30 protein-coding genes are annotated in these 22,828 nt (G+C 67.7%); 18 read left to right on the forward strand and 12 right to left on the reverse strand.

The features are described 5' to 3' along the window. Nucleotides 1–10: 10 nt before the first annotated feature. Entirely contained in the window at nucleotides 11–1,696 is a 1,686-nt protein-coding gene (locus RMO01_RS04850; protein WP_309627912.1) for an ATP-binding protein, read from the reverse strand. Nucleotides 1,697–1,767: 71 nt separating this feature from the next. Further along, nucleotides 1,768–2,400 carry a thiamine phosphate synthase gene (gene thiE / locus RMO01_RS04855; RefSeq protein ID WP_309627913.1) on the reverse strand — a complete coding sequence of 211 codons (633 nt, stop codon included), beginning with the start codon at nucleotides 2,398–2,400 and terminating at the stop codon, nucleotides 1,768–1,770. Between the two features lie 120 nt (nucleotides 2,401–2,520). Here thiE and RMO01_RS04860 point away from each other — a divergent pair, with 120 nt between their 5' ends. Next, nucleotides 2,521–2,706, forward strand: coding sequence for a (2Fe-2S)-binding protein (locus RMO01_RS04860; protein ID WP_309627914.1), 186 nt, complete (start codon nucleotides 2,521–2,523; stop codon nucleotides 2,704–2,706). A 143-nt stretch (nucleotides 2,707–2,849) separates the two neighbouring features. Next, the gene (gene bfr / locus RMO01_RS04865; RefSeq protein ID WP_309627915.1) at nucleotides 2,850–3,350 is read left to right on the forward strand and encodes a bacterioferritin; all 501 of its coding nucleotides are present in this window, start codon (nucleotides 2,850–2,852) and stop codon (nucleotides 3,348–3,350) included. Nucleotide 3,351: 1 nt separating this feature from the next. Here the strand turns inward: bfr and RMO01_RS04870 are convergent, their stop codons facing one another. Next, nucleotides 3,352–4,077, reverse strand: coding sequence for an ABC transporter permease (locus RMO01_RS04870; RefSeq protein WP_309627916.1), 726 nt, complete (start codon nucleotides 4,075–4,077; stop codon nucleotides 3,352–3,354). Next, entirely contained in the window at nucleotides 4,077–5,021 is a 945-nt protein-coding gene (locus RMO01_RS04875; protein WP_309627917.1) for an ABC transporter ATP-binding protein, read from the reverse strand. The genes RMO01_RS04870 and RMO01_RS04875 overlap by 1 nt, the downstream gene beginning before the upstream one ends. Nucleotides 5,022–5,114: 93 nt before the next feature. Here RMO01_RS04875 and RMO01_RS04880 point away from each other — a divergent pair, with 93 nt between their 5' ends. From RMO01_RS04880 to RMO01_RS04905, 6 genes are all read left to right on the forward strand, one after another. Then, nucleotides 5,115–5,615 (forward strand): DUF2975 domain-containing protein, encoded by a 501-nt coding sequence (locus RMO01_RS04880; protein ID WP_309627918.1) that lies wholly within the window; start codon nucleotides 5,115–5,117, stop codon nucleotides 5,613–5,615. Beyond that, entirely contained in the window at nucleotides 5,615–5,857 is a 243-nt protein-coding gene (locus RMO01_RS04885) for a helix-turn-helix transcriptional regulator (protein WP_309627919.1), read from the forward strand. Before RMO01_RS04880 ends, RMO01_RS04885 begins: the two co-directional genes overlap by 1 nt. Before the next feature lie 53 nt (nucleotides 5,858–5,910). Further along, on the forward strand, nucleotides 5,911–6,468 hold the full coding sequence (locus tag RMO01_RS04890; protein WP_309627920.1) for a tryptophan-rich sensory protein: 558 nt from the start codon (nucleotides 5,911–5,913) through the stop codon (nucleotides 6,466–6,468). 84 nt (nucleotides 6,469–6,552) lie between these two features. Next, nucleotides 6,553–7,122: an elongation factor P gene (efp, locus tag RMO01_RS04895; protein WP_309627921.1), complete on the forward strand. Its 570-nt coding sequence runs from the start codon at nucleotides 6,553–6,555 to the stop codon at nucleotides 7,120–7,122. Between the two features lie 152 nt (nucleotides 7,123–7,274). After that, nucleotides 7,275–8,081: an inositol monophosphatase family protein gene (locus tag RMO01_RS04900; protein ID WP_309627922.1), complete on the forward strand. Its 807-nt coding sequence runs from the start codon at nucleotides 7,275–7,277 to the stop codon at nucleotides 8,079–8,081. 113 nt (nucleotides 8,082–8,194) lie between these two features. After that, nucleotides 8,195–9,151 carry a glycerophosphodiester phosphodiesterase gene (locus RMO01_RS04905; RefSeq protein WP_309627923.1) on the forward strand — a complete coding sequence of 319 codons (957 nt, stop codon included), beginning with the start codon at nucleotides 8,195–8,197 and terminating at the stop codon, nucleotides 9,149–9,151. A 374-nt stretch (nucleotides 9,152–9,525) separates the two neighbouring features. On the opposite strand, the gene RMO01_RS04910 is transcribed toward RMO01_RS04905, so the two are convergent. Beyond that, complete coding sequence (locus tag RMO01_RS04910; RefSeq protein WP_309627924.1) at nucleotides 9,526–11,382, reverse strand: ABC transporter transmembrane domain-containing protein; 1,857 nt, start codon at nucleotides 11,380–11,382, stop codon at nucleotides 9,526–9,528. 133 nt (nucleotides 11,383–11,515) lie between these two features. Between RMO01_RS04910 and rpmE the strand changes: the two genes are divergently transcribed. Continuing rightward, a complete protein-coding gene (gene rpmE, locus RMO01_RS04915) occupies nucleotides 11,516–11,740 on the forward strand; it encodes a 50S ribosomal protein L31 (RefSeq protein WP_309627925.1) in 225 nt (74 codons plus the stop codon). A 194-nt stretch (nucleotides 11,741–11,934) separates the two neighbouring features. Beyond that, entirely contained in the window at nucleotides 11,935–13,512 is a 1,578-nt protein-coding gene (locus RMO01_RS04920; RefSeq protein WP_309627926.1) for a L,D-transpeptidase family protein, read from the forward strand. Nucleotides 13,513–13,523: 11 nt separating this feature from the next. Here RMO01_RS04920 and RMO01_RS04925 read toward each other — a convergent pair whose 3' ends face one another. Continuing rightward, entirely contained in the window at nucleotides 13,524–14,045 is a 522-nt protein-coding gene (locus RMO01_RS04925) for a DUF1465 family protein (RefSeq protein WP_309627927.1), read from the reverse strand. Between the two features lie 105 nt (nucleotides 14,046–14,150). Next, nucleotides 14,151–14,393 carry a DUF1192 domain-containing protein gene (locus RMO01_RS04930; protein WP_309627928.1) on the reverse strand — a complete coding sequence of 81 codons (243 nt, stop codon included), beginning with the start codon at nucleotides 14,391–14,393 and terminating at the stop codon, nucleotides 14,151–14,153. A gap of 40 nt (nucleotides 14,394–14,433) precedes the next feature. Between RMO01_RS04930 and RMO01_RS04935 the strand changes: the two genes are divergently transcribed. Beyond that, nucleotides 14,434–15,420, forward strand: coding sequence for an NAD(P)H-quinone oxidoreductase (locus RMO01_RS04935; RefSeq protein ID WP_309627962.1), 987 nt, complete (start codon nucleotides 14,434–14,436; stop codon nucleotides 15,418–15,420). 30 nt (nucleotides 15,421–15,450) lie between these two features. On the opposite strand, the gene RMO01_RS04940 is transcribed toward RMO01_RS04935, so the two are convergent. Further along, nucleotides 15,451–16,173, reverse strand: coding sequence for a beta/gamma crystallin-related protein (locus RMO01_RS04940; RefSeq protein ID WP_309627929.1), 723 nt, complete (start codon nucleotides 16,171–16,173; stop codon nucleotides 15,451–15,453). 214 nt (nucleotides 16,174–16,387) lie between these two features. On the opposite strand from RMO01_RS04940, the gene RMO01_RS04945 reads away from it, so the two are divergent. After that, nucleotides 16,388–17,053: a cell cycle transcriptional regulator TrcR gene (locus RMO01_RS04945; RefSeq protein ID WP_309627930.1), complete on the forward strand. Its 666-nt coding sequence runs from the start codon at nucleotides 16,388–16,390 to the stop codon at nucleotides 17,051–17,053. Nucleotides 17,054–17,143: 90 nt separating this feature from the next. Here the strand turns inward: RMO01_RS04945 and RMO01_RS04950 are convergent, their stop codons facing one another. Then, a complete protein-coding gene (locus RMO01_RS04950) occupies nucleotides 17,144–17,317 on the reverse strand; it encodes a YdcH family protein (protein WP_303695499.1) in 174 nt (57 codons plus the stop codon). Nucleotides 17,318–17,455: 138 nt separating this feature from the next. Between RMO01_RS04950 and RMO01_RS04955 the strand changes: the two genes are divergently transcribed. Genes RMO01_RS04955 through RMO01_RS04965 form a run of 3 tightly spaced genes read left to right on the forward strand, consistent with a single transcriptional unit; the run spans nucleotide 17,456 to nucleotide 18,794 of the window. Continuing rightward, the gene (locus RMO01_RS04955; protein ID WP_309627931.1) at nucleotides 17,456–18,058 is read left to right on the forward strand and encodes a UbiX family flavin prenyltransferase; all 603 of its coding nucleotides are present in this window, start codon (nucleotides 17,456–17,458) and stop codon (nucleotides 18,056–18,058) included. Then, on the forward strand, nucleotides 18,051–18,530 hold the full coding sequence (locus RMO01_RS04960) for a TIGR02444 family protein (protein ID WP_309627932.1): 480 nt from the start codon (nucleotides 18,051–18,053) through the stop codon (nucleotides 18,528–18,530). Before RMO01_RS04955 ends, RMO01_RS04960 begins: the two co-directional genes overlap by 8 nt. 39 nt (nucleotides 18,531–18,569) lie before the next feature. Continuing rightward, nucleotides 18,570–18,794, forward strand: coding sequence for a DUF465 domain-containing protein (locus RMO01_RS04965; RefSeq protein WP_309627933.1), 225 nt, complete (start codon nucleotides 18,570–18,572; stop codon nucleotides 18,792–18,794). A 109-nt stretch (nucleotides 18,795–18,903) separates the two neighbouring features. Here the strand turns inward: RMO01_RS04965 and RMO01_RS04970 are convergent, their stop codons facing one another. Then, nucleotides 18,904–19,479, reverse strand: a complete 576-nt coding sequence (locus tag RMO01_RS04970) for a GGDEF domain-containing protein (protein WP_309627934.1) — start codon at nucleotides 19,477–19,479, stop codon at nucleotides 18,904–18,906. Between the two features lie 124 nt (nucleotides 19,480–19,603). Between RMO01_RS04970 and purE the strand changes: the two genes are divergently transcribed. Genes purE through RMO01_RS04985 form a run of 3 tightly spaced genes read left to right on the forward strand, consistent with a single transcriptional unit; the run spans nucleotide 19,604 to nucleotide 21,472 of the window. Further along, the gene (gene purE / locus RMO01_RS04975) at nucleotides 19,604–20,095 is read left to right on the forward strand and encodes a 5-(carboxyamino)imidazole ribonucleotide mutase (RefSeq protein WP_309627935.1); all 492 of its coding nucleotides are present in this window, start codon (nucleotides 19,604–19,606) and stop codon (nucleotides 20,093–20,095) included. Next, nucleotides 20,096–21,181 (forward strand): 5-(carboxyamino)imidazole ribonucleotide synthase, encoded by a 1,086-nt coding sequence (locus tag RMO01_RS04980; RefSeq protein WP_309627936.1) that lies wholly within the window; start codon nucleotides 20,096–20,098, stop codon nucleotides 21,179–21,181. It begins immediately after the preceding gene. 39 nt (nucleotides 21,182–21,220) lie between these two features. Beyond that, nucleotides 21,221–21,472: a hypothetical protein gene (locus tag RMO01_RS04985; RefSeq protein WP_309627937.1), complete on the forward strand. Its 252-nt coding sequence runs from the start codon at nucleotides 21,221–21,223 to the stop codon at nucleotides 21,470–21,472. A 43-nt stretch (nucleotides 21,473–21,515) separates the two neighbouring features. Here the strand turns inward: RMO01_RS04985 and RMO01_RS04990 are convergent, their stop codons facing one another. Together RMO01_RS04990 and RMO01_RS04995 are read right to left on the reverse strand one after the other, a co-directional pair. Then, nucleotides 21,516–22,121, reverse strand: a complete 606-nt coding sequence (locus RMO01_RS04990; protein ID WP_309627938.1) for an SOS response-associated peptidase family protein — start codon at nucleotides 22,119–22,121, stop codon at nucleotides 21,516–21,518. Next, nucleotides 22,122–22,796, reverse strand: coding sequence for a COQ9 family protein (locus RMO01_RS04995; protein ID WP_309627939.1), 675 nt, complete (start codon nucleotides 22,794–22,796; stop codon nucleotides 22,122–22,124). It abuts the gene before it with no gap. Nucleotides 22,797–22,828 lie beyond the last annotated feature (32 nt).

Genomic DNA, 22,828 nt, shown 5'->3' on the forward strand with positions numbered 1-22,828 from the left:
AATACCGTCGTCAGGCAGCCGGCAGTTCGATCCAGAAGGTCGCGCCTTCGCCGGCTACGGACTCCACACCGATGGACCCGCCCTGCAACTCCACCAGCCGCTTGGCCAGGGCCAGGCCGATGCCGTGTCCCTCGATCGCCGACCGCTCCAGCCCGAGCCGGTTGAACGGTTCGAACAGCTGAGCCTGTTTCTCGAGCGAGAGGCCCGGGCCCTTGTCGACGACCTCGATGCGGACGCCGTCGTAGACCCGCCGGGCGCGGAACAGCACTTCACCGCCGCCGGCGCCGTATTTCACGGCGTTTGTCGCCAGATTGTCGACGACCTGGGCCAGCCGCTGGGAGTCGGCCAGGGCCACAAGACCGTCGCCTTCGCAGATGATCTTGAGCGACAGCATCCGGGCCTCCGGCCGCATCGCCGTGGTGCGGCGCACGTCTTCGAGGATGCCGGGGATGTCGGTCGGGCGCATCTCGACCTTGACCGCTCCGGACTCAGCGCGGGCCACGTCCAGCAGGTCGTGCGACAGGGCCTCGACCTGACGGGCCGTCTTGACCAGCATGGCGGCCATCTCCGCCTGGGTCTCGGTCACGGGACCCAGTTGGCCGGTCGACCACAGGTCGCCGATGCCGATGACCCCGCCGATGGGGCTCTTGATCTCGTGGGCGACATTGGCCAGCAGGCGGGACTTCGCGGCCGAGGCCTTCTCGGCGCGCAGTTGCCCCGCCCTGGCGCGCGCCGACAGGCGGTCGCGTTCCTCCAGCAGGGAGGCGACGAGCACGATCGGCAGATAGCCGAACAGGATCGTCAGCTGCAGCAGCACGGCGCGTTCGGACAGATCCCCGATCACGAGCCGCCAGGGTCCGACACCCATCATCAGGGAGCTCAGCGACATGACCGAAATGACCACCAGGGCCGCGGTCGCACCGATAACCCTCAGCCGAGCGGCGATGACAATGAGCAAGGGCACCATCACGAAGCCCAGCGGCATGCTCACCACGAAATAGATGGTCAGACAGACGGCGATGAGCAGGCCGAACAACAGTACCGTCTCGAGCGCGCGCCACGGGTTGAACATCGCCCTGACGGCCCGCATGTCGAGGGCCAGGATGAAGGAGCCGATCACGGCCAGGCCCAGGGCATGACCGAACCACCAGGTCTGGAAGGTCGGCAGGAACGCTGCCCCGCGGGTCAGGTACAGGAAGGCCCCTGCGGCAAGCCCGGCGACGGCGGGGGCGACGACCGCGGTGCACAGGATGAACCGGCACGCGCCTTCCACTGTGGCCAGGTTGAGCGTGGGGGCGAACCGCCGGGCCAGCCACACGGCCAGCACGATCTCCAGCATGTTGAGCGCAGTGAACCCCACCGACAACACCGGCCCGTTGCCGGCCAGGAACTCTCCGGCCAGAACCCCGAACGCCATCAATCCGCCGAAGGCCATGTCGTAGCCGACCCCGCGACCGCTTCTCAGCCAGACCGCGACGGCAAGGCCGTTGGCCGCCCACAATGCCGCAACCATGTCGGCCGTGCGGGCCGTCGAAATCGCCACGATCACCAGAACGGCCACGGCCAGAACGGTCAGCATGGGGGCCAGAGGCTGGGCGAAGAGCGCGGCCGCGGTGGATGTCCGACCCGGACGCGCGGCGGCGGCAGGCTCTAGCGCCTCCGCATCGGTCGCGGTTATCGCGCGGGTTTGAGGCATTAACGACGACTCTGGGCGGGGAACGAGACCCGATCCTTAACCACAGCTTCCTAATATCCCCTGAAGCCGGATTAGCCGGCAAGGATCGCCAAAAACCGGCGCACGGCCTCGGCGGGCCCCTGCGGGTGCGACCACACGCCGGCGCTCACCGCGATGAAGTCCGCGCCCGCCGCGACCAGGGGCGCGGCGTTGTCGATGGTGATGCCGCCGATGGCTACAGACGGGGTTTCCATGGTCTCCTGCCAGATGGTCAGGATGTTCGGTTCCGGCTGATGCACGGTCTCCTTGGTCGAGGTCGGATAGAAGGCTCCGAAGGCCACATAGTCAGCCCCCTGCTCCGCGGCCTCCATGCCCAGATGCCGGCTGTCGTGGCAGGTCGCGCCGATCATGGCGTTCCTGCCCATGATCCGGCGCGCGGACGCCACCGAGGCATCCTCCTGACCCACGTGCACGCCGTCACAGCCCAGAGCCGAGGCCAGGTCCGGCCGGTCGTTCAGGATCACCGCCACGCCGCGGCTCTGGGCGACGGGCGCGAGCCGGCGAACGGCCGCAGCGATCTGTTCGTCCGACGCCGGCTTGATACGAATCTGCAGCGCGGCGACCGGTCCCGCATCCAGAGCGGCCTCGAGCTGGCCCGCGAAAGCGTCGAGGTCGCCGATGACGGGCGGGGTGATCAGATACAGTTGGCAGGCGGGCGCGGACATGGTTCGCAGGTGCGATGCCTGCGACGCCGCGTCAACCACCGCGCCCTGCGAACGCGTTGCAATCGCCCATTTGTCTGCTATAGCGAACCAATCGCAACTGACGCTTCGGGGCGGCCCACATTGTACGTGTGTAACTGTAACGGTCTGAGACAACGCGACGTGGCGCGCGCGATCGAGGCGGGCGCGACCCGTCCGCGCGAAGTTTTCCAGCGCAATCAATGCGAAGCGCAGTGCGCAAAATGCGTCTGCGAAATGCGCCAGATGATCGCGGAAAGCCGCGAAGTCTACGCCCTCGCCGCCGAGTAGGTTCGCAGTCCTGCGGACCAAAATCATTCGCAATATCAATGCGCCGATAAGCGCTCGCAACTGAACACAGGCATTTTTCCTGTGCTATGGCACCCTTTGAACGGTCCTCGACGGGCCGCCGGTAAAGCAAGGACGAGACGGCCATGAAGGGCGACCCCGCGATCATCCGCACCCTCAACGCGGTGCTGACCAACGAGCTGACGGCGGTCAACCAGTACTTCCTGCACGCCCGCATGTTTGAAAGCTGGGGCCTGAAACACCTCGGCCAGATCATCTACGACGAGTCGATCGGCGAGATGAAACACGCCGACAAACTGATCAAACGCATCCTCTTCCTGGACGGGCTGCCGAACCTGCAGGATCTGCACAAGCTCAAGATCGGCGAGACGGCGATCGAATGCCTCGGCGCGGATCTGCAGCTGGAACTGGGCGGTCGCGACACCGTCGTCGCCGGCGTCGCCCAGGCCGAAGCCGCCTCGGACTTCGTCAGCCGCCAGATCCTGATGGAAATCCTGTCCGACACCGAGGAGCACATCGACTTCCTCGAGGCCCAGTTCAAGCTGATCGAACAGCTGGGCGAGCAGAACTACCTGCAGTCGGCCATGACCGAGATCGCCCCGGACAAGTCCGCCACCGGCAACTGATCTACAGCACCTCGCGACGGCTCAGGTGGGCTGTCGCGAGGACCAGGACGACCAGCCCGAGACCGCAGCCGAGCCCCAGCGCCGTGTTCACGCGCCAGGCCTCGGTCGCCAGCATGTTCACCGGCATCTGCCACGGGAAGAACACCCCCTGCTTCGCCGAGGTCGCCACGACCGAGAAGAAGGTCCCGCCGATCCCGACCACCAGGGCAGGCACGAAGCTGGCGAAGCGCAAAGCGATCCACAGCTGGATGGCGACCATCAAAATGGCGGCGAGGAAGACCTTGCCCATGGTCGCCGCATAGAGCCCCGTCTCCAGTGCTCCGGTAGGCGTCAGGTTCGGTTTGATTGTCACCGCCAGCATCACCGCGCCCCATGTCAGGACCAGGGTCAGCACGCTCATGATCGCGACAACGGCCAGAACCATCACCGCCTTGGCCGCATAAAGACGCCAGCGCGGCAGAGGCAGGCTGCGCAGGTGGTCCCACGATTTCGGGCCGTGTTCCATATGGGCGACCAGGGCCGTCAGGGCGGTCACGCTCATCGGCAGCATGAAGTACGACCATATGCCGATCGCACTGACCATCCACATTTCCCACGGCTGGGGCGCCTTGCCGCGCAGCACCATGAAGAAGCCGAAGACGGCGATGAGCGACGGTGCGGCGACGGCCAGCACAGCGGCCAGCGACCGGTTCAGCTTCCGCATTTCGACGGACAGGACGGCGAGCATCAGACGGTCTCCGGTTGATGGGCGGCCGCATCGCGCGGCGCGGTGACACTACGATAGATCCCCTCCAGCGAGGGACTGCGCGAGCCGATGGCGAACACGCTGACCCCCGCATCGACGAGGTCGCGGTTCAGGGCGGCGGTCGTCGCATCGTGGTCCGCGCCGGGTCTCAGCCGAACGACCAGGCCGGCGGCATCTTCGCCCAGGGTCAGGTCGTAGCCCTTCAGCACCCGCTCTGCCCGCGCCGCATCATCGACCCGCAGCCCGATCTCCGGCGCCAGGTCGGCCTTCAGCACCGCCAGGTCTCCCTGCAGCACCAGCCGCCCGTCGTGGACGATGCCGACATGGGTCGCCGTCTGCTCGATCTCGCCCAGCAGATGGCTGGACAAAAGCACAGTCGCACCCGTGCGTTCCGGAAGGCTCTTCAGAAAATGGCGCATTTCGGCGATGCCGTCGGGATCCAGGCCGTTGGTCGGCTCGTCCAGAATCAGGACCGGCGGCGCGCCCAGCATGGCCCGGGCCAGACCGAGCCGCTGCCGCATGCCCAGCGAATAGTCCGAGACCCGCCGACCTGCGTTGCCGGTCATGTCGACGACCTCCAGCACCCGGTCGATCTCTGTCGCCGGCAGGCCCATCAGCACCCGCGTCAAGTCCAGGTTCTCCCGACCGGTCAGGTTGCCATAGAAGCCGTGCGCCTCCAGCAGCGCCCCGACCTTTCGCGCCGCCCCGATCCGGTCCTCGCCAACATCGACGCCGCAGATCCGCGCGGCTCCGGACGTCGGCTTCAACAGCCCGAGCAGCATCTTCAGGGTCGTGGTCTTGCCCGCCCCGTTGCGTCCGAGAAAGCCATAGACCGCTTGCTCGGGCACGGTCATCGCCACCGCATCGACCGCCAGATGCTTGCCGAAACGCCGTGTCAGCCCCTCGGTCTCGATCGCCGCTATCATCCGCCCGCCCCGTTTCGTTTAAGTCAGATATAAAGTTGCGAAGCTCCCGTCTTTAAGTCAAGATTAAAGATACGACAGGAAATCAGCGACGCCATGACCATCCAGGACCTCACCCGTTTCCGGCGCATGTGCGGCCAGTTCCGCTGGCTGGCGGTGTTCATGGTGATCAGCGTCGGAGCGATTCTGGCCCTGAGCTATCTGGTCGCGCCGCTGGCGCTGAGCTTGCGCGGGACACTGCCGAACTACGGCATGCGTCTCCTCACCGGGCTGATCATGGCGTCACCGTCGATTTGCTATCTGTTCGGCGTCTGGTCGATCGGCCGGGTTCTCGGCCAGATCGCCAAGGGCCGGCTGATCCAGCCCGCTCTCGCTGACGGCCTGCGCCGCGTCGGCCTGGCCCTGGGTGTCGGCGGCCTTCTGGCCGTCTTCGCGATCAGCAACCTGATGCGCCTGATCGGCGAGACCAGAGGGGGCTATCTGAACTTCGATGTCGCCTCCATGACCCTCGGCATGATCGGCGGGGCCCTCTTCCTGCTCGGCCGCGTCGTGGATCAGGCTGACAAGATCCAGTCCGAGCTGGACGAGATGATCTGATGCCGGTCCGCGTCACCCTCGACCGGCTGATCGTCGCGCGCGGCATAAAGGCGCGTGATCTCGCCGCCGAGGTGGGCCTCAGCGAGACCCAACTGTCCCTGTTCCGCTCCGGCAAGGTCAAGGGCATCCGCTTTTCCACCCTGGCCCGGATCTGCGCCGCCCTGAACTGCCGCCCTGGGGACCTTCTGGACTACGATCACGATCCGGCTGATCTGGCGCGCACCGACGACGACGGAGTCTGAGCCGGAACCCCTCCGCCCGCCGACCATTCCTCCTCCGCTTGAGGAGCGAGGCCATGACCGACATCGAAGAGACCCTGGACGACGTGCGTGACGCCGCCGCCGACTTCCTCAATGCGGGCGAGCGCAGCGCCGGCCACGTCGCTCTCGGCGTTGTGGCGACTCTCGGGTTCGCTCTTCTCGCTACCGCCCTTGCCAGCGGCGCGATCAAGCCTCCCCGGCGCACGGCGGCCCAGGTGCGTCACGGCGACGGCCCGGTGACCGAGCGCCCGCGCGGCGCCTTCAGCCTTGTCCTGCCCGCCGTCTTCTCGGCGACCACGCTGTCGGCCGTGCGCGTCTGGAACGCCCCGGCCAATCCGACCCGAACCAGCGCCATGGTCCTGTGGGCGGGTGCGCAGGCGATCAACGCCCTCTGGATCGCCCTTCGACCAGCCAGCCGCGGCATGCAGATCGCCGCCGCCATGACCTCCGCCGGTCTCGCCGCCGCCTTTGCCCACGAAGCCCGCAAGCTCGACCCGAAGGCCGGCAAACTCGCTGCCCCGACCGCGCGCGGCGTCGCCTTCGTCAACGCCATCGGCCGCAAGGCCGAGGCCAGCCGGGACACTGTCCACTAACCTTGCCCTGACGAGCCGCCTCCTATAGGGATCGCGCCCGATTTCGCGCGCCGTACTGGCAGCGCCCCAACCCCTGTGATTCCCATGGCGAAAATCAACGGCAACACCATCAAGCCGGGCATGGTCCTGCAACACAACGGCGGCCTGTGGGTCGTCACCAAGGCCAGCCACGTCAAACCCGGCAAGGGCGGCGCCTTCGCCAACGTCGAGGCCAAGAACCTCGAGACCGGCAACAAGCTGAACGAACGCTTCCGCTCGGAAGACAAGGTCGAGCGCGTCACGCTCGAACAGAAGGACTTCTCCTACCTGTACGAACAGGGCGACGCCCTGGTCTTCATGGACGACGCAACCTACGAGCAGATCGAACTGCAGAAGACCTGGGTCGGCGAGGATTCGATCCCCTATCTCCAGGACGGCATGAAGGTCGTCATCGAGATGCACGACGATCGTCCGATCGGCCTGAACCTGCCCGACCAGGTCACGGTCACCGTCGCCGAGACCGAGCCGACCGTGAAGGGCCAGACGGCCTCGTCGTCCTACAAGCCCGCCATCGCCGACAACGGCGTGCGCATCATGATCCCGCCGTACATGTCGGCCGGTGAGCGCATCATCGTCGACACGACAACGGGCGAATACGTCCGCCGCGCGGAGTAGATCGTGACTGGCGGCGGGTGACGGGTGACGGGTGATCCCGCTGCAGCCACCAGCCACGAGCCACCACCCACCTGCCCTCCGGGGCCTTTGAACTTCTCCGTACCTCCGGGCGACATGCCTTTTCAGGAGCTGCGGACCAGGAGATTCCGACCATGGCCCTGTCCTCCGCCCTCGTTTCCGTCATGATCGACGCGGTCCGCAAGACCGCCCGCCCGATGCTGCGCGACTTCGGCGAGGTCGCCCAGCTGCAGGTCTCGCGTAAAGGGCCCGGCGACTTCGTCACCGCCGCCGACATCAAGGCCGAGGACACACTCTACGAACTGCTGATGAAGGCCCGACCCGGCTACGGCTTCCTCGGCGAGGAGCGCGGCATGATCGAGGGCACCGACAAGTCCCACACCTGGGTGGTCGATCCGATCGACGGAACGACCAACTTCATGCACGCCATGCCCCACTTCGCCATCACCGTGGGCCTTCAGCGCTATGCGCCGGACGGCTCGTCGGAGATCGTGGCGGGCGTCACCTACAACCCCATCGCCAACGAGCTGTTCTGGGCCGAGAAGGGCAAGGGCTGCTACCTGAACGACCAGCGCATCCGTGTCGCCGGCCGTCGTGACCTGTCGGAAAGCCTGATCTCGACCGGCCTGCCCTTCATCGGCAAGTCGGGCCACGCCCAGTCGATCAAGGACATCCACGCCATCGGCCAGCGCACGGCCGGCATCCGTCGCCTGGGCGCGGCCTCGCTGGACTTCGCCTGGGTCGCCTGCGGCCGCTACGACGCCTTCTTCGAGCGCAACCTGAAGCCCTGGGACGTCGCGGCGGGCATCCTGTTCGTCACCGAGGCGGGCGGTCTGGTCACCACAATCGATCAGGACGGCGATCCGAAGTCGGGCGTGTCGATCCTCGCCGCAAACCCAGAACTGCACCCGCAGCTGCGCAAGGTGCTCCAGGCGGCGTAGGGCTTCACAGGGGCGTCACGCCCCTGCCCTACCGCTGGGGCATGATCCGGTTCATCCTCGCCGCCCTGCTCCTTGCCAGTCCGGTCAGCGCCCATTCTTTTGAAGAGCTGGCCATGCCCCGTCATCCCCTGGTCATCGCCCACCGCGGCGCCTCCGGCGAGCGGCCGGAACACACCCGCGCGGCCTATGAACTGGCCATCGAACAGGGCGCCGACTTCATCGAGCCGGATCTGGTGATGTCGAAGGACGGTCAGCTCATCGTCCGCCACGAGAACGAGATCGGCGGCACGACGGACGTCGCCGATCATCCCGAATTCACCGACCGTCGCAGGACGAAGACCATCGACGGCCTCCCGACCACGGGCTGGTTCACCGAGGACTTCACCCTCGCCGAGCTGCGGACGCTGAAGGCCCGTGAACGCCTCCCGACCCTGCGCCCCGGCAACACCGCCTACCTCGACGAGACGATCCTCACGTTTCAGGAGGTCATCGACATCGCCCGCAGGGGGACCGCCCGCACCGGCCGTGTCATCGGCGTGGCTCCCGAGCTGAAACACCCGATCTATTTCGTCGGTCTGGGCCTGCCGATGGAGCCCGCCTTCGTCGAGGCCCTGCGCGCCAACGATCTCATGTCGGCCGACAGCCCGATCATGATCCAGTGTTTCGAGATCGACTGCCTGCGCTCGCTGAACGCGCAGACCGACGCGCCTCTGCTCCAGCTGATGTCGCAGTCGGGCGGCCCGGCCGATCATCCCGACATGACCTACGCCGCCATGGCCACGCCCCAAGGGCTCGCAGAGATCGCGACCTATGCCGACGCCGTCGGGGTCGAGACCGCCCTGATCATCCCCCGCACGCCATCCGGCGCCGCCGCCCCGCCGACGGCCCTGGTCCAGGATGCCCACCAGAAGGGCCTGACGGTCGTCGTCTGGACCTTCCGCGCCGAGGACATTTTCCTGCCCACCGACTACCGCGGTGACCTGCCCGGCTGGATCCGCCGCTTCTACGACGTGGGAATCGACGCCGTTTTCAGCGACTTCCCCGGGGTGACTGTCGCGGCCAGACCCTAACGCCCGGCGACCAGTTGCACCCGGATCGTCTCGCCGGTCACGGCGCGAGCCGTCCATCGCGTCCCGACCCCGCCGCGGACGATCGGGGTGCAGAACGAGCGCGGAGACCAGATCGGTCGACGCTGGCCGAAACAAACCTGGCTGTCGCGAACGCTCCACACGCCGCTGCTGGCCCCGCCGCGTCGCCCTCGCCCCTCATACCGGCCATTTTCCTGCAGCCACATCCGGGCCGTGCGCCATCGGGATAGGTGGACAGCAGGGTATTGCCGAACGCGGGCCCCAGGTCGGCTGCGCCCGGCTGGGCCTGAGACAGGACGGCGGCGAGGATCAGGGTGGTGAGCATGAAAGCAAAACAGCTCCGCTCCGGAACGGTTTCACCCCTCCCTGAACTGCAGCTCCGCCAGCCGTGCGTAGAGCCCGCCCTTGGCCACCAGTTCGTGGTGGGTGCCCTCTTCCACTGCGGCGCCGTCCTCCATGACGACGATCCGGTCGGCCCTGAGCACTGTGGCCAGACGGTGGGCGATCACCAGCGTCGTGCGACCCTCCATCGCCTGATCCAGCGCGGCCTGCACCAGACGCTCGTTCTCGGCGTCCAGCGCGCTGGTCGCCTCGTCCAGCAAAAGGATCGGCGCGTCCCGCACCAGGGCCCGTGCGATGGCCAGGCGCTGCCGCTGTCCGCCTGACAGGCTCTTGCCGCGCTCGCCCAGAGGCGTGGCGAATCCTTCCGGCAGGGCGTCGATGAAGGTCAGAGCCTGCGCCTCGTCCGCCGCCTTGCGCGCCTCCTCTTCCGAGGCCGCCTCGCGTCCGAAGCGGATATTCTCAAGAGCCGAGCCCGAGAACAGGGGCGCCTCTTGGGACACCCAGGCGAACCGGTTCCGCACCTCGACCGGATCGGCCGCGCGCACATCGACACCGTCCACACTGACCGCGCCTTCCTGCGGGTCGTAGAAGCGCAGTAGCAGGCGGAACACCGTTGACTTGCCGGCCCCCGACGGCCCGACCAGGGCCACGGTCTCGCCCGGCCGCACTGTCAGGTCGAACCCCTTCAGCGCCGGCAGATCGGGTCGACCCGGATAGGCGAACCGGACGCCCGCCATGGCCACGCGTCCCTCGGCCGGGCTCGGCAGGGTGACGGGGGCGTCCGGAGCCATGATGGAGGGCACGGCCTTCATCAACTCGTCTATCCGCTGCATGGCGCCGGAGGCCTTCTGCACATCCCCCCAGCTTTCACCGAGCGCGCCGACGGCGCCGGCCGTGAACACGGACAGCAGCACGAACTGCAACAGGGCCCCCGGCGTCATCGCGCCGCGAATCACGTCCTGCGCGCCCAGCCAGAGCACCAGGGTCACGCCGCCGAAGATCACCACGATGACCACGGCCGTCATCCACGCCCGCGCGCGCATCCGCACGATGGAGACGCCGAACGCCTCCTCGACCACGCCGCCGAAGCGCGCCACCGCGCTCTGCACCCGGCCGAACGCCTGCACCGTCTCGATGGCGTCCACGCTCTCGCCTGCGAAGCCGACGGCGTTGGCGAACCGGTCCTGGGACTTCACGGTCAGTTTCCTCACCGACCGCCCGAACAGGAAGATCGGCGCCATCAAGAGCGGGGCGGTCAGCAGCACCAAACCGGTCAGCTTGGGGCTGACAATGAACAACAGGACCACCCCGCCGATCAGGGTCAGGAAATTCCGCAGCGCGAACGACACAGACGTCGTCAGGAGGGTCTCCACCAAGGCGATGTCCGTCGTCAGCCGACTCAGCACCTCTCCGGTGCGCATTCGCGCGAAGAACGCGGGATCCAGCGTCAGGATGCGGTCGAACAGCGCCTTCCTGAGGTCCGCGATCATCCGCTCGCCGGTCTTTGTGACGTAGAAATACCGGACCGCCGTCGCCACGCCCAGGAACACGGCATTCAGCCCCAGGAAGAGGAACCAGCGATTGATGTCGGCGCCGCCGTTCTCGAACCCATGGTCGATGGCGCCTCGCGCCGTCGCCGTCAGGGCCAGGGAGGCCGCCGTCGAACCCAGTAGCCAGAAGCCCGCGATCAGGGCATCCAGCCGATGCTGCATCAGATAGGGCCACAGCCGCAGCAGGGGACGGACGTCCTTGCGCTTCTCGCGCCGCGCGCCGGCCTCGCCCATCTGTTCGACCAGGACGGCGCCGGCGCCGGGCCGTCCCACCGCCTCCGTGCTGGAATAGGCGTCCGGGGTCGGCGGGGGCGTGCTCATGCGCGGCTCTTGCCCCGGAACGCCCTGCGGTGTAAACGCCGCCGCTCATTCCCGCCGGACATCTGGCGGGATTTGTCATTTCGCGCACAGACGGTCGGCATCGTCACCGCGCCCAAGAGACCGGAACACGACCATGAAGGCCGATACGCACCCCGACTACCACTTCATCACCGTCACCCTGACGAACGGCGACACGTACAAGACGCGTTCGACCTACGGCAAAGAGGGCGACGTGCTGAACCTGGACATCGATCCCTCGACCCACCCGGCCTGGACCGGCGGCAACCAGCAGATGCTGGACCGCGGCGGTCGCGTTTCGCGCTTCAACAACAAGTTCGGCGGCTTCATCAAGAAGTAGGCCCCAGCCTGGTTCTCCCAGGCGGTCGACTGGAAGCTGGCGCATCACACCGGTGCGACAAAGACGTCACGAAGAGCGCCGGTCGCCCGACCGGCGCTTTTTGTTTGTCCGGAACGTCGATAACATGTTCCCGTCCGGCGCACGGGCGTGGACACGGGGCTCCACCAGGCGCCGAACGAAGGCGACAAGAGACCATGAATCGACGCGAACTCACCCTCGGCGCCGCCGTTTCGGCTCTGGCCGGCTCTGCGGCGGCGCAGACCGGGCCGGCCCCCTCTCCCGCCCAGGCCGCCCCCAGTGGGTCGACCAGCCCCTACTACGCCGCCTTCAACGCCCAGCTGGAGCGCCTGCCCGCCGCAACCCAGCCTGACGTGCGCGCCTTCTATGAGTTGAACGACTGGCGCCCGGTGTGGACCGCCGCCCGCCTGCGCACCCTGAACCAGGCCTCGGCCCGCGCCGAGCGTCACGGCCTGTCGCGTTCGGACTTCTTCGACTTCGTGGGTCTGGCCGCCGATCCCGACAGCGCGGATATCCGCACCACCGCCGCCGCCATCACCTATGCCCGCACCCTGGCCGAGGGCCGCGTCCGTCCCGAGACAGTCGAAGAGCTTTGGGAAATGGAGAAGAACCGGGTCGACCTGCCGGTCGGGCTCAACGACGCCCTGGTCCAGAACAAGATCGTCGAATGGTACGAGGGCCTCGCCCCGACCGATATCGGCTACACCAACCTGTCCGCCGGCTATGTCCGTTATCGCAGACTCATCCGCGAGGGCGGCTGGCCGCGCTTCGCCGCCCGCTCGGGCACGATCGAGCCGGGGGCCAGCGATAATCGCGTCCCCGCCATGATCGCCCGTCTGGTGGCCGAGGGCGACCTCTCAGCCGCCGACGGCGCGCGCCTGACGGCCGAGGGTCTCGTCTACGGGCCCGAACTGCAGACCGCCATGCGTGGTTTCCAGGCCCGCCACGGTCTGGCCGCCGACGGTCGCATCGGCGCCGGCACACAGAGCTCGCTCGGCGCCTCGGCAGAGGACCGCGCGCGTCAGATCGCCCTGAACCTGGAACGCCGTCGCTGGCTGAAGCGCAACCTCAGTCCCGAGCGGATCGAGGTCAACACCGCCGCCGCTATCATGGTCTACTGGAAGGATGGCCGCCCGGTTCACTCCAACCGGGTCGTCGTCGGCGCCCCGGCGACCCAGACGCCGAGCCTCGAAAAGCCCTTCGCCTCGGTCGTCGCCAACCCGCCCTGGTACGTGCCCGCCGGCATCGCCCGTCGCGAGATCCTGCCCCGCGGCCCCGGCTATCTGGCCAGCCAGAACATGTATGTCTCCAACGGCACGGTCATCCAGCGCGCCGGCCCGACCGCGGCTCTTGGCTATGTTAAGTTCGAGCTGCGCGACAGCTACGCCATCTTCCTGCACGACACCCCGTCGAAGGCCGCCTTCAACCTGTCGATGCGTCAGCGGTCTCACGGCTGCGTCCGCGTCCAGAACGCCGTCGAGTTCGCGCGCCTGCTGCTGTCGCCCGACCCGACGCTGCTCGGCCAGTTCGACGACGCCCAGGTCAGCCGCGACACCCGGCGCATCCAGACCGGCCGCGAGATCACCGTGCGCCTGCTTTACTGGACCGCCTTCGTCGACGGTCAGGGCCGCGTCGCCTTCCGCGAGGACGTCTACCGTCGCGACCAGAAGCTGGCCGAGGCCCTCGGCATCGCCGTCAGCCTGCCGGCAGTGATCGACGACGGCGCCGCTGTCGCCAACGACGTCGGGCCGTAGTCGCGACCGGTCTAACTCCTGAACGCCGCTTCCAGCATGCCCATCTGGCTCAACACCGGGTTGGCGTCGGGCTCCGGCGCGTCGTCGAGGTACATCCGCTTGTCCAGATACAGGACACGGTCGTGCAGTTTCTCGGCGCGCACCAGGTATTCGACCAGGGCGATCGGCATCTCCGGGTGGCTCGGCTCGACCTCGACCTTGCGTTCGTTGAGGCGATAGCGCGGCTCGCACGCGGCTTCCGCGGCCATGTCGCCTTCGCGCACAGCGCGCTGCACCAGCAGCCAGGACGCCACCTGCATCAGGCGGGTGGTCAATTTCATGCTCTCGGCGGCGTAGGCCAAGGCGGCGGAGCGCGACAGCAGCTTGGATTCACGGCGACCGTCGCCGTCCAGATAGGCGGCGGTCTCCTCGACCAGGTCCATGCCGTCCTGGAAGGTGCGCTCGAACAGTTCCGAGCGTGCGAAATCGCGGATTTCTCCGGCCCGCGACGCCGTGTTCGGCGCGGAACTCTCGTCGCCCGTCAACTCAACCATACTCATCGTGATCCGCAACGTCCGCTGGTCCATCGGGCCGTAACGGCGCCGCACGCCGTCCGCCTGCAACCGCCATGCCACGGAAAAGGTCTCTGCGGAACCGCATCAGCGTCCAAAGTTGAACAGGGCGTCCGCAGCGGACTTCTTGGCGGTCTTGCCGGCGATGGCCGCGCGGGTCCGCGCGACCTCGGCCTCCAGCGCCTCGATACGCTCGCCCAGTTCATCGACCGAATACAGGTCCAGATCCTCGCGACCGAGGGCCGCCACGGCCGCTCCGCGTTGCGGGCGGGGTTCGAGATCCTCAAACGTCATCGTCGCCTCCTTGGCCAGAAGCCCGAAGAAGCCCATTTACGCTCCCGGACACGGACGATTGCAAGGCTTGGACGATATGCGGGTGATCGAGATCGACGGCGGCTCTGGTCCCGCCGAGGCCCTGCGTCTCTCCGAACGCCCCGATCCCCAGGCCGAAGACGGTGAAATCCGCATCCGGGTGCGCGCCGCCGGGGTCAATCGACCCGACCTGATCCAGCGCGCAGGCGGCTACCCTCCCCCGCCGGGAGCCTCCGACATCATGGGGCTGGAAGTGGCTGGCGAGGTTGATCAGGTCGGCCCCGGCGTCACCCGCTGGCGGACCGGAGACCGGGTCTGCGCCCTGCTGGGCGGCGGCGGATACGCCGAATACGCCGTCGTCGACGCTCGTCACGCGCTGCCGATCCCCGACGGCCTCGATTTCATCCAGGCGGCGGCCCTGCCCGAGACCGTCTTCACCGTCTTCGCCAATGTGTTCGAGGCCGGCGGGTTGAAAGCCGGCGAGACCTTGCTGATCCACGGCGCCACCTCCGGCATCGGGGTCACGGCGATCCAGATGGCCAAGGCGGCGGGTGCGCACGTCGTCGCCACATCGCGGGGCGCGGCGAAGGCGACGGCCGCGCTCGCCCTCGGGGCCGACGTCGGCCTGGACGCATCCGCCGGAGACCTCACCGAGGCCATCAAGGCGGCCGGCGGCGCGGACGTCATCCTCGACATGGTCGGCGCGGCCTATGCGGAAGCCAATCTCAACGCTCTCAAGGCCGGCGGGCGCTGGGTCGTCATCGCGACGCTAAGCGGCGCGCTGGCCCAGGTCGATCTGATGCGCATCATGATGAAACAGGCGACACTGACCGGATCAACCCTGCGCCGCCGTTCGGCGGATGAGAAGGCCCGTCTGTCCGCCGCGGTCGAGCAGACCGTCTGGCCCTGGGTCGCATCCGGCGCGGTTCGGCCGCCGGTCGAGGGGACCTTCCCCCTGGCCGAAACGAAACTCGCCCACCTCCGGCTGGAGGCGGGCGAGCATGTCGGCAAGATCGTGTTGACGGTCAGCTCAGGCAGCGGGTGACCGCGGCACGAGCGGTACCAAAGGAAAATGCTACCAGCGGCCGCCGCCCCGAGCCGGACGCATCGAGGAAATCCGGTCGTTATAGCCGGTGTTGCCCAGGTTCCGGGTGCTGTTCGTCACGATCTGGCACTCGCCGCGATAGTTGGCGTCGGTGCAGACCTCCCAGGCGCCGTTCAACTCGATCGAGCTGATCTGGTCGTTCAGGCCCGAGCTGTTCAGGTTCGGGACCTCACCGCGGAAGGTTTGCGAATAGCCGCGGTAGTTGGCGTCGGCATAGACGGTGATGCTGTTCCGGCCGTTGTTGCCGCCCCAGCCGCCGCCGTTATTGCCGCCATTGCCCCAGCCACCGCCGTTGTTGCCGCCATTGCCCCAACCGCCGCCATTGTTGCCGCCGTTGCCCCAGCCGCCGCCATTGTTGCCGCCGCCGGGCCGTCCGCCGCCGCCGTTGTTTCCGCCGCGGTCCTCGTAGTCGCCGCGAACATTGTAGCAGACCAGCAGGCCGTTATCGTTGCCGATATCGCTGGACGAACAACGCGCCAGCTCGATCGACGAACCACGAACGTTGCCGCGCATGTCGCGGCAGTCGGCATAGAGCCGACCCTGGTTCACGTAGGAGCCCGAGCAGCTGTCGGCATAGCTGCCGCGCGGCGCGACACGTTGGGGGCCGCCTCCACCGTCCATCGACGGGGCGCGTTCCTGAACGCCGCCTGCGAACATCGCCAGAGCGGCGATCGAGGTGAGTGCGATAGACATGGTCTTCCTCCAGATGATCCTCAAGGCGCTGAACGCGTCCGATATGACAGTGTTCAACTATCAGCATGAACCGTTGCTGTATGACACCGACAGACGACGTTTTCTTTTGCTCCGAACAGGCCTATATCAAATCATCAGCGCCCGGCCGAAAGGTCGGGCGCCGTCGTATCCAGAGCCCGCGATCGCCGGGCCCCTCATTTCCGGGACTGCCCCAATGACCGACATCCTGATGCCCAAGGCCACTGCGGTCTGGCTTGTGGACAACACCTCGCTGACCTTCGAACAGATCGCCGACTTCTGCGGCCTGCATCCGCTGGAAGTGCGTGGCATCGCCGACGGCGACGTGGCCCGCGACATCCGGGGCGTCGATCCCATCACCGGCGGCCAGCTGACGCGCGAGGAACTGGACAAGGCCCAGGGCAACGACACCTATATGATGAAGGCTGTCGTCAGCCGTCACGCCGAACTGCTGAAGACCCACAAACCGGCGCCGAAATATACCCCGGTCTCGCGTCGTCAGGACCGTCCGGACGCCATCATGTGGTTCGTCAAGAACCACCCCGAGGTCACTGACGCCCAGATCGCCAAACTGCTCGGCACCACCAAGTCGACGATCGACAGCGTGCGCAACCGCACCCACTGGAACAGCCCCCAGATCAAGCCCGTCGATCCGGTGACCCTCGGCCTCGTCGGCCAGCTGGTGCTGGACGAACTGGTCTCCAAGGCCGCCGACAAGAAGAACAAGGACGACGCGAAAAAGGGCGGCGCCGCCCTCCAGCCGATCGAGGCCGAACCCGCCGAGCCGGAGTTCGTCCCCGAAGAACGCGAACGCCGCACCGCGGAGCCGACTGCAGCGTCGGTGTTCGGGACGAACGAGTAAAATCCTCCCCCTGCGCTGCGCTTGGGGGAGGAATAAAAACGGCCCCGGGATCGCTCCCGGGGCCGCCTGTTTTTCTGGCGGAGGCCCGGGCTAGCCTGCCCTGGCCTCCAGACTGGTGATTTCCTCCTTGAGCCGGAGCTTCCTTCGCTTGAGCTCCCTGACCTGCAGCGGATCCACGGACGGTCGTCCCACCTCCTGCCGGATGGTGTCATCCAGCTGGCGGTGACGATTTCCCAGTTCGCGGATACGAGCTTCGATGGTCATGGCTTGCGCCTCCATGTCTAAGGGACCACACAGTGAGCGCCCGGATTTGCCGCCTGTGAAATCACGGTTCGGTGACGTGAACAGAACGTAAAATTTCTCCGGGCACGTCGGAACCTGGGCCCCAATCTGGACCATGATGTGAACGTAGCTGTACGGACCCCGCCGACCCGTCTGGTGGTCGGAATCTCAGGCGCGTCGGGCGTCATCTACGGAATCCGGGTCCTGGACGCGCTCAACGAACTGGGCGTCGAAAGCCATCTGGTCGTCACCCGCGCCGCCCTGCTCACATTGTCGCAGGAGACGGACTTCAGCGCTGACGACCTGACCGGCAAGGCCTCGGTCGTTCACAAACTCAACGACGTCGGCGCCTCGATCGCCTCGGGCTCGTTCAAGTCCCTGGGCATGATCGTCGCCCCGTGCTCGGTCCGGACCATGAGCGAGATCGCCACCGGCGTCACCTCAACCCTCCTGACCCGCGCCGCCGACGTGGTGCTGAAGGAACGCCGGCCCCTGGTCCTGATGGTGCGCGAGACGCCGTTCCACCTCGGCCACCTGCGGACCATGACGGCCCTGGCCGAGATGGGCGCCACGATCGCCCCGCCCCTGCCCGCCTTCTATGCGAAGCCCGCCTCGATCGAAGAGATGGTCGATCAGTCCGTAGGTCGCGCCCTGGACTTGTTCGGCCTCGACTGGGCCCCGGTGAAACGCTGGGACGGGCTGAAAGGCCCCGGCGATGCCTGAGACCGGCCCCCCTTTCTGGGACTGGGCGCTGAGGGCCTATGCCGCCCCCGGCGTACCCGAGGCCTGCCTGCAGTTGCAGGACGGAACCGGCCAGAACGTCCCCCTTCTGCTCTGGGCCGGCTGGACCGCCGCGACCGGCCGCGTCCTCGACGAGGACGCCATCGAGGGCGCCTGTGACTGCGCCCGCGCCTGGGACGCCGCCGCCGTCTCCCCGCTGCGCGCCCTTCGACGCACGCTCAAAAACACCAACCCCGATATCGACAACACCGCGCGCGAGAGCCTGCGCGAGGCGGTGAAGGCCGTCGAACTGGCCGCAGAACGCCATCTGATGGCCGGACTGGAGGCGCTCGCGCCGCCGTCGAGCGGCCCGCCGAAGCCCGCCATCGACGCCCTCGTCGCCGTCGCGCGGGTCTGGAGCCGCGTCGTGCCGCGCCCGGCGCTGACAACGCTCGCCGAACGCCTTCCGGCCTGACGCGGCCTCGGCTATAAGCCCGCCTTCGCGGGGACCGGCATGAACGACGACCAACCCTTTCTGACCGACGACGAGATCGCCCTGCATGCCCAGGTCAAGGAGCTGAGGCTGGAGCACGCCGACCTTGAGGCCTCGATCGACGCCCTGTCGCACATGCCGATCCCGGATCAGCTCCTGATCGCTCGCCTGAAGCGCAAGAAGCTCCTGCTGCGCGACGAGATCGTGAAGATCGAGAGCCGGATTCTGCCCGACATCATCGCCTAGCTGACCGTTGGGAGAGGGGGACCAGTTGGACTCTGTTTTTCCGAGTCCAGAAAGTGCATCGCCTTAGATCCAGTCTGCGCATTGCCGCATAGACAGTTGTTTTTGCGAACTATCTTCCGCGCTTGCGCACCCACATCGCCGCGTCCGCCTCGGCCAGCCAGGTCTCGACATCCGCCTGCCCCGTGAAGGCCCGCACCCCGAACGAACCGCCCAGCGACGCCGGCTGGCCGTCGTAGATGAACGCAGCCTCCTCCAGCGCCGCCTTCAGTCCGGCCGCCTTCTCGCGCCCCGCATCCATGTCCGCGTTCAGCAGCAGGACCGCGAACTCGTCCCCGCCCAGCCGCCCGACGGCGTCGGTCGCCCGCACGTTCTCCAGCAGCAGCTCCGCCACCCGCACCAGGGCGGCGTCTCCCGCCGCGTGGCCGAGCGTATCGTTGACCGTCTTGAACCCGTCGAGATCCAGATACAGCAGCACTGCCGGGACCTTGTAACGGGTGCAGTAGGCCATGGTCCGCACCATCGCGGCCGCGAAGCCCCGCCGGTTCAGCACCGGCGTCAGGACGTCATGCTCCGCCGCCGCCTCCGCCGCCTCGGCGCGCGCGGTCAGGGCCGCCACCTCGGCGCGCAGCCGGGCGATCTCGGCCTGAGGGTCGAGGATATCGTCGATGTTCGGCGCGTCGGTCACGTCGAGAAGCAGCTCCGGGCGCGACTCAGTGCGTGCGCCTCCTGCGCCCAAGCTAACGCCGTTGGTTGCGGGCGCAACGCGCGTGCTGTAACCGGCCGCTTTCCCGCGCTGGAGCCCTGTAAGCATGGCGACGACGACCCCCCCGGTGGCGATCATCATGGGCAGCCGCTCGGACTGGCCCACCATGAAGCACGCGGCCGACATGCTCGACCGCCTGGGCGTCGCCTGGGACGCCCGCGTCGTCTCGGCCCACCGCACCCCGCAACGCCTGTTCGACTTCGCCGGCGGGGCCCGGGCGGCCGGCTTCAAGGTCATCATCGCCGGCGCAGGCGGCGCAGCCCACCTGCCTGGCATGGCCGCCTCCATGACGCCGCTTCCGGTCCTCGGCGTCCCGGTCCAGTCCAAGGCCCTCAAAGGCCTCGATAGCCTGCTCTCGATCGTCCAGATGCCCGGCGGCGTTCCCGTCGCCACCCTGGCCATCGGCGAGGCGGGGGCGAAGAACGCCGGCATCCTGGCGGCCCAGATCCTCGCCCTGAACGACGAGACCCTGGCCGGTCGGCTCGACGCCTTCCGCGAGGCCCAGACCGAGTCGGTCCACGAGACGGTCGAAGACTAAGTGACCGCTGTTCCCGCCCCTCTCCCACCCGGCTCGACCATCGGCATCCTCGGCGGCGGCCAGCTGGGCCGGATGCTGTCCCAGGCCGCCTCGCGCCTCGGCTTCGACGTCGTCATCCTCGACCCGGAGGAGAACAGCCCTGCGGGTCGCGTGTCCCGCGGTCAGATCGTCGCCGCCTATGACGACCCGACGGCGCTCAGCGTCTTCGGTCGCGTCTGCGACGTCGTCACCTTCGAGTTCGAGAACGTCCCGGCCGCCTCTGTGGAGTTGCTGGCCGAGGCCGGAGCCCTGGTCGCCCCCGGCCCGACCGCCCTCGCCGTGGCCCAGGACCGGATCGACGAGAAGACCTTCCTCAACGCGGTTGGCGCGACCACGGTCGCTTTCGCCGCAGTCGACCGCGCGGACGACATCACGGCCAATCTGGATCAAGTCGGCCTGCCCTGCCTGCTCAAGACCCGGCGCGACGGCTACGACGGCAAGGGCCAGGTCTGGATCCGCGACGCCGCCGACGTCCCTGAGGCCTGGGCCGCCATCGGCGGCCGCCCCGCCATCCTTGAAGCCAGGGCCGCCTTCACCCGCGAACTGTCGATCATCGCCGCGCGCGGCCGCGACGGTTCGGTCGCCGTCTATCCTCTGGGCGAGAACCACCACGCGGGCGGCGTCCTGCGAACGACCCACGCCCCGGCCCGGGTCGATGCGAAGACCCTGAAGCGCGCCAAGGCCATCGCCACCGCCGTGCTGGAAGGCTTGGCCTATGTCGGCGTCGTCGGCATCGAGCTGTTCGATCTCGGGAACGGCAAGCTGCTGGTCAACGAGATCGCTCCCCGCGTCCACAACACCGGCCACTGGACCCAGGACGGCTGCGTCTGCGACCAGTTCGAACAGCATATCCGCGCCGTCGCCGGGTGGCCGCTTGGCCCCACGACCGCCCACGCCAGGGTCGAGATGACCAACCTGCTGGGCGACGAGATCGAGCAGTGGTCGAACCTGGCCGCCAGGCCCGACCAGCGCCTCCACCTCTACGGCAAGTCCGAGGCCCGGCCGGGCCGAAAGATGGCCCACGTGAACCGGGTCACCAGCCTCTAGCCGATTGCGTCACCTTGCGGATCGCGATTAGGCTGAGGCATGGATAGCTCTGTCTGGGTCACCAACGGTCTGATGTGGCTCGCCATCGCCATGTCTCCGATCGCGCTTTGGGCATCCCGGCGAAAGATTCTGGCGCGCGCCAACGGGCGGACGGAGTTTCAGGCGCTGGTCGGTCTCAATGTCGCTGTCGCCATCGCCGCACTGATCCTGACGCTGTTCACCCTGGGCTATGCGGAAGGCAAGGCACGAGCCTTGGCCGACAATCGCGCCGACGCGGCGGCGGCGAGCTGACCGGATCGCGGCGGCTCGCGTGACATGAGCCGCTGCAGCCGCCCTAGGCCTTGGGCGGACGTGGCAGGGCGGCGACCGTCATCCGCCCGGCCTCGGGCGGCGCGATCACATCGGCAGGGAACGGTTCGGCGAACAACCAGTCGGCCCACCGCTCGCTCGGGACCGGGATCACGCCCCGGTCGTGGTACGGCGCCACATCGGGACCCGGCTCGGTCGTCAGCAAGGCGAAGGATGCGCCCTCGCCCGCTTCCCCCGCGCGCCAGATGCCGGCCAGCGCCAGGAACGCCGCCTCCGCATCGCGGAACACCCAGCGCGTCTTGGGATACCGGTCGCCGGTGAACTCGTAGAATCCGCTGACCGGCACAAGGCAGCGACCGGTGCGCTCCCGGTTGTCGAACACGCGCCCCTCGGCTCGCAGGTTGACCACGGGCCGGGCTTTAGGACGGGGCGGCGGGAACCCGAACTTCAGCATGGCCAGCCGCGCCGACCCGGCGGTTCCGCCTATGACCGGAGATGCGTCCGTCGGCTTGACCTCATCGACAGGGGCCAGGTTCGGCAGGCCTGTCGTCATGTCCAGCGGCGCTCCCGCCTGGCTGAACAGTTCGACCAGCTGGGTGATGTTGAATCGAGCCTCGTAGGACGCGCACACCTAGCGGGCGCCGTATCTCAGCCGGCTCAGCAACGCGGTGACCTTTCGCACCGGCGCGTCGAAGTCCTTGCCCGCCTTCCATTTCTCGAACGCCATGACGTTCTCGATCCGCGCGGCGACGAACGCATCGGCCGCCTCCTTGCCGTCGAATAGCCTGAGCGTCATCGCCGGGATCAGGATGCCGGACAGGATCGTCCGCTTCGAATAGTGGTTCCAGTCGGTCGCCGTGTCCCCCGCCCAGCGCCACAGCCGGTCCGCCGTCGCCCAGGTCAGGCTCAGCACCAGATCGGCGTTGGTCGGCAAAGCGAGGAAGCCCGACAGCCGCTTCTCGGCTTCCGCATCCGCCGCCGCGACCTCGAGCCGGGTCGAAACGGCTGTGGCGATTCGCTCGCGAATCTTCAGCGGCGCGGGATCGCCCAGCGCCGCGAGGGTCTGGTCGTCGTGCCGGCGCCACAACAGGACCGCCAGATCGCGCGCGCCGTTGGGCAGCAGAAGCTCCTGATCGCCTTCGCTCAGGCCATTCGCTGCGCAGGCCTCGCGCACCATCCGGCCGTTCCAGCCCAGCCTCGGAGCCAGGCCCAGCGCCGAATCGAGCACGGACTGCTCCATCCGGTCGGCCCAATCCGGTACATTGGCGCCCTCGTGAACGTTCGACAGGTGTGGCGTATCGGTCATTTCGCCATAATACGCCCGTCACAGCGGGATCG

Source organism: Brevundimonas sp., from assembly GCF_031412435.1.
In the GTDB taxonomy this organism is placed as follows: Bacteria; Pseudomonadota; Alphaproteobacteria; order Caulobacterales; family Caulobacteraceae; genus Brevundimonas.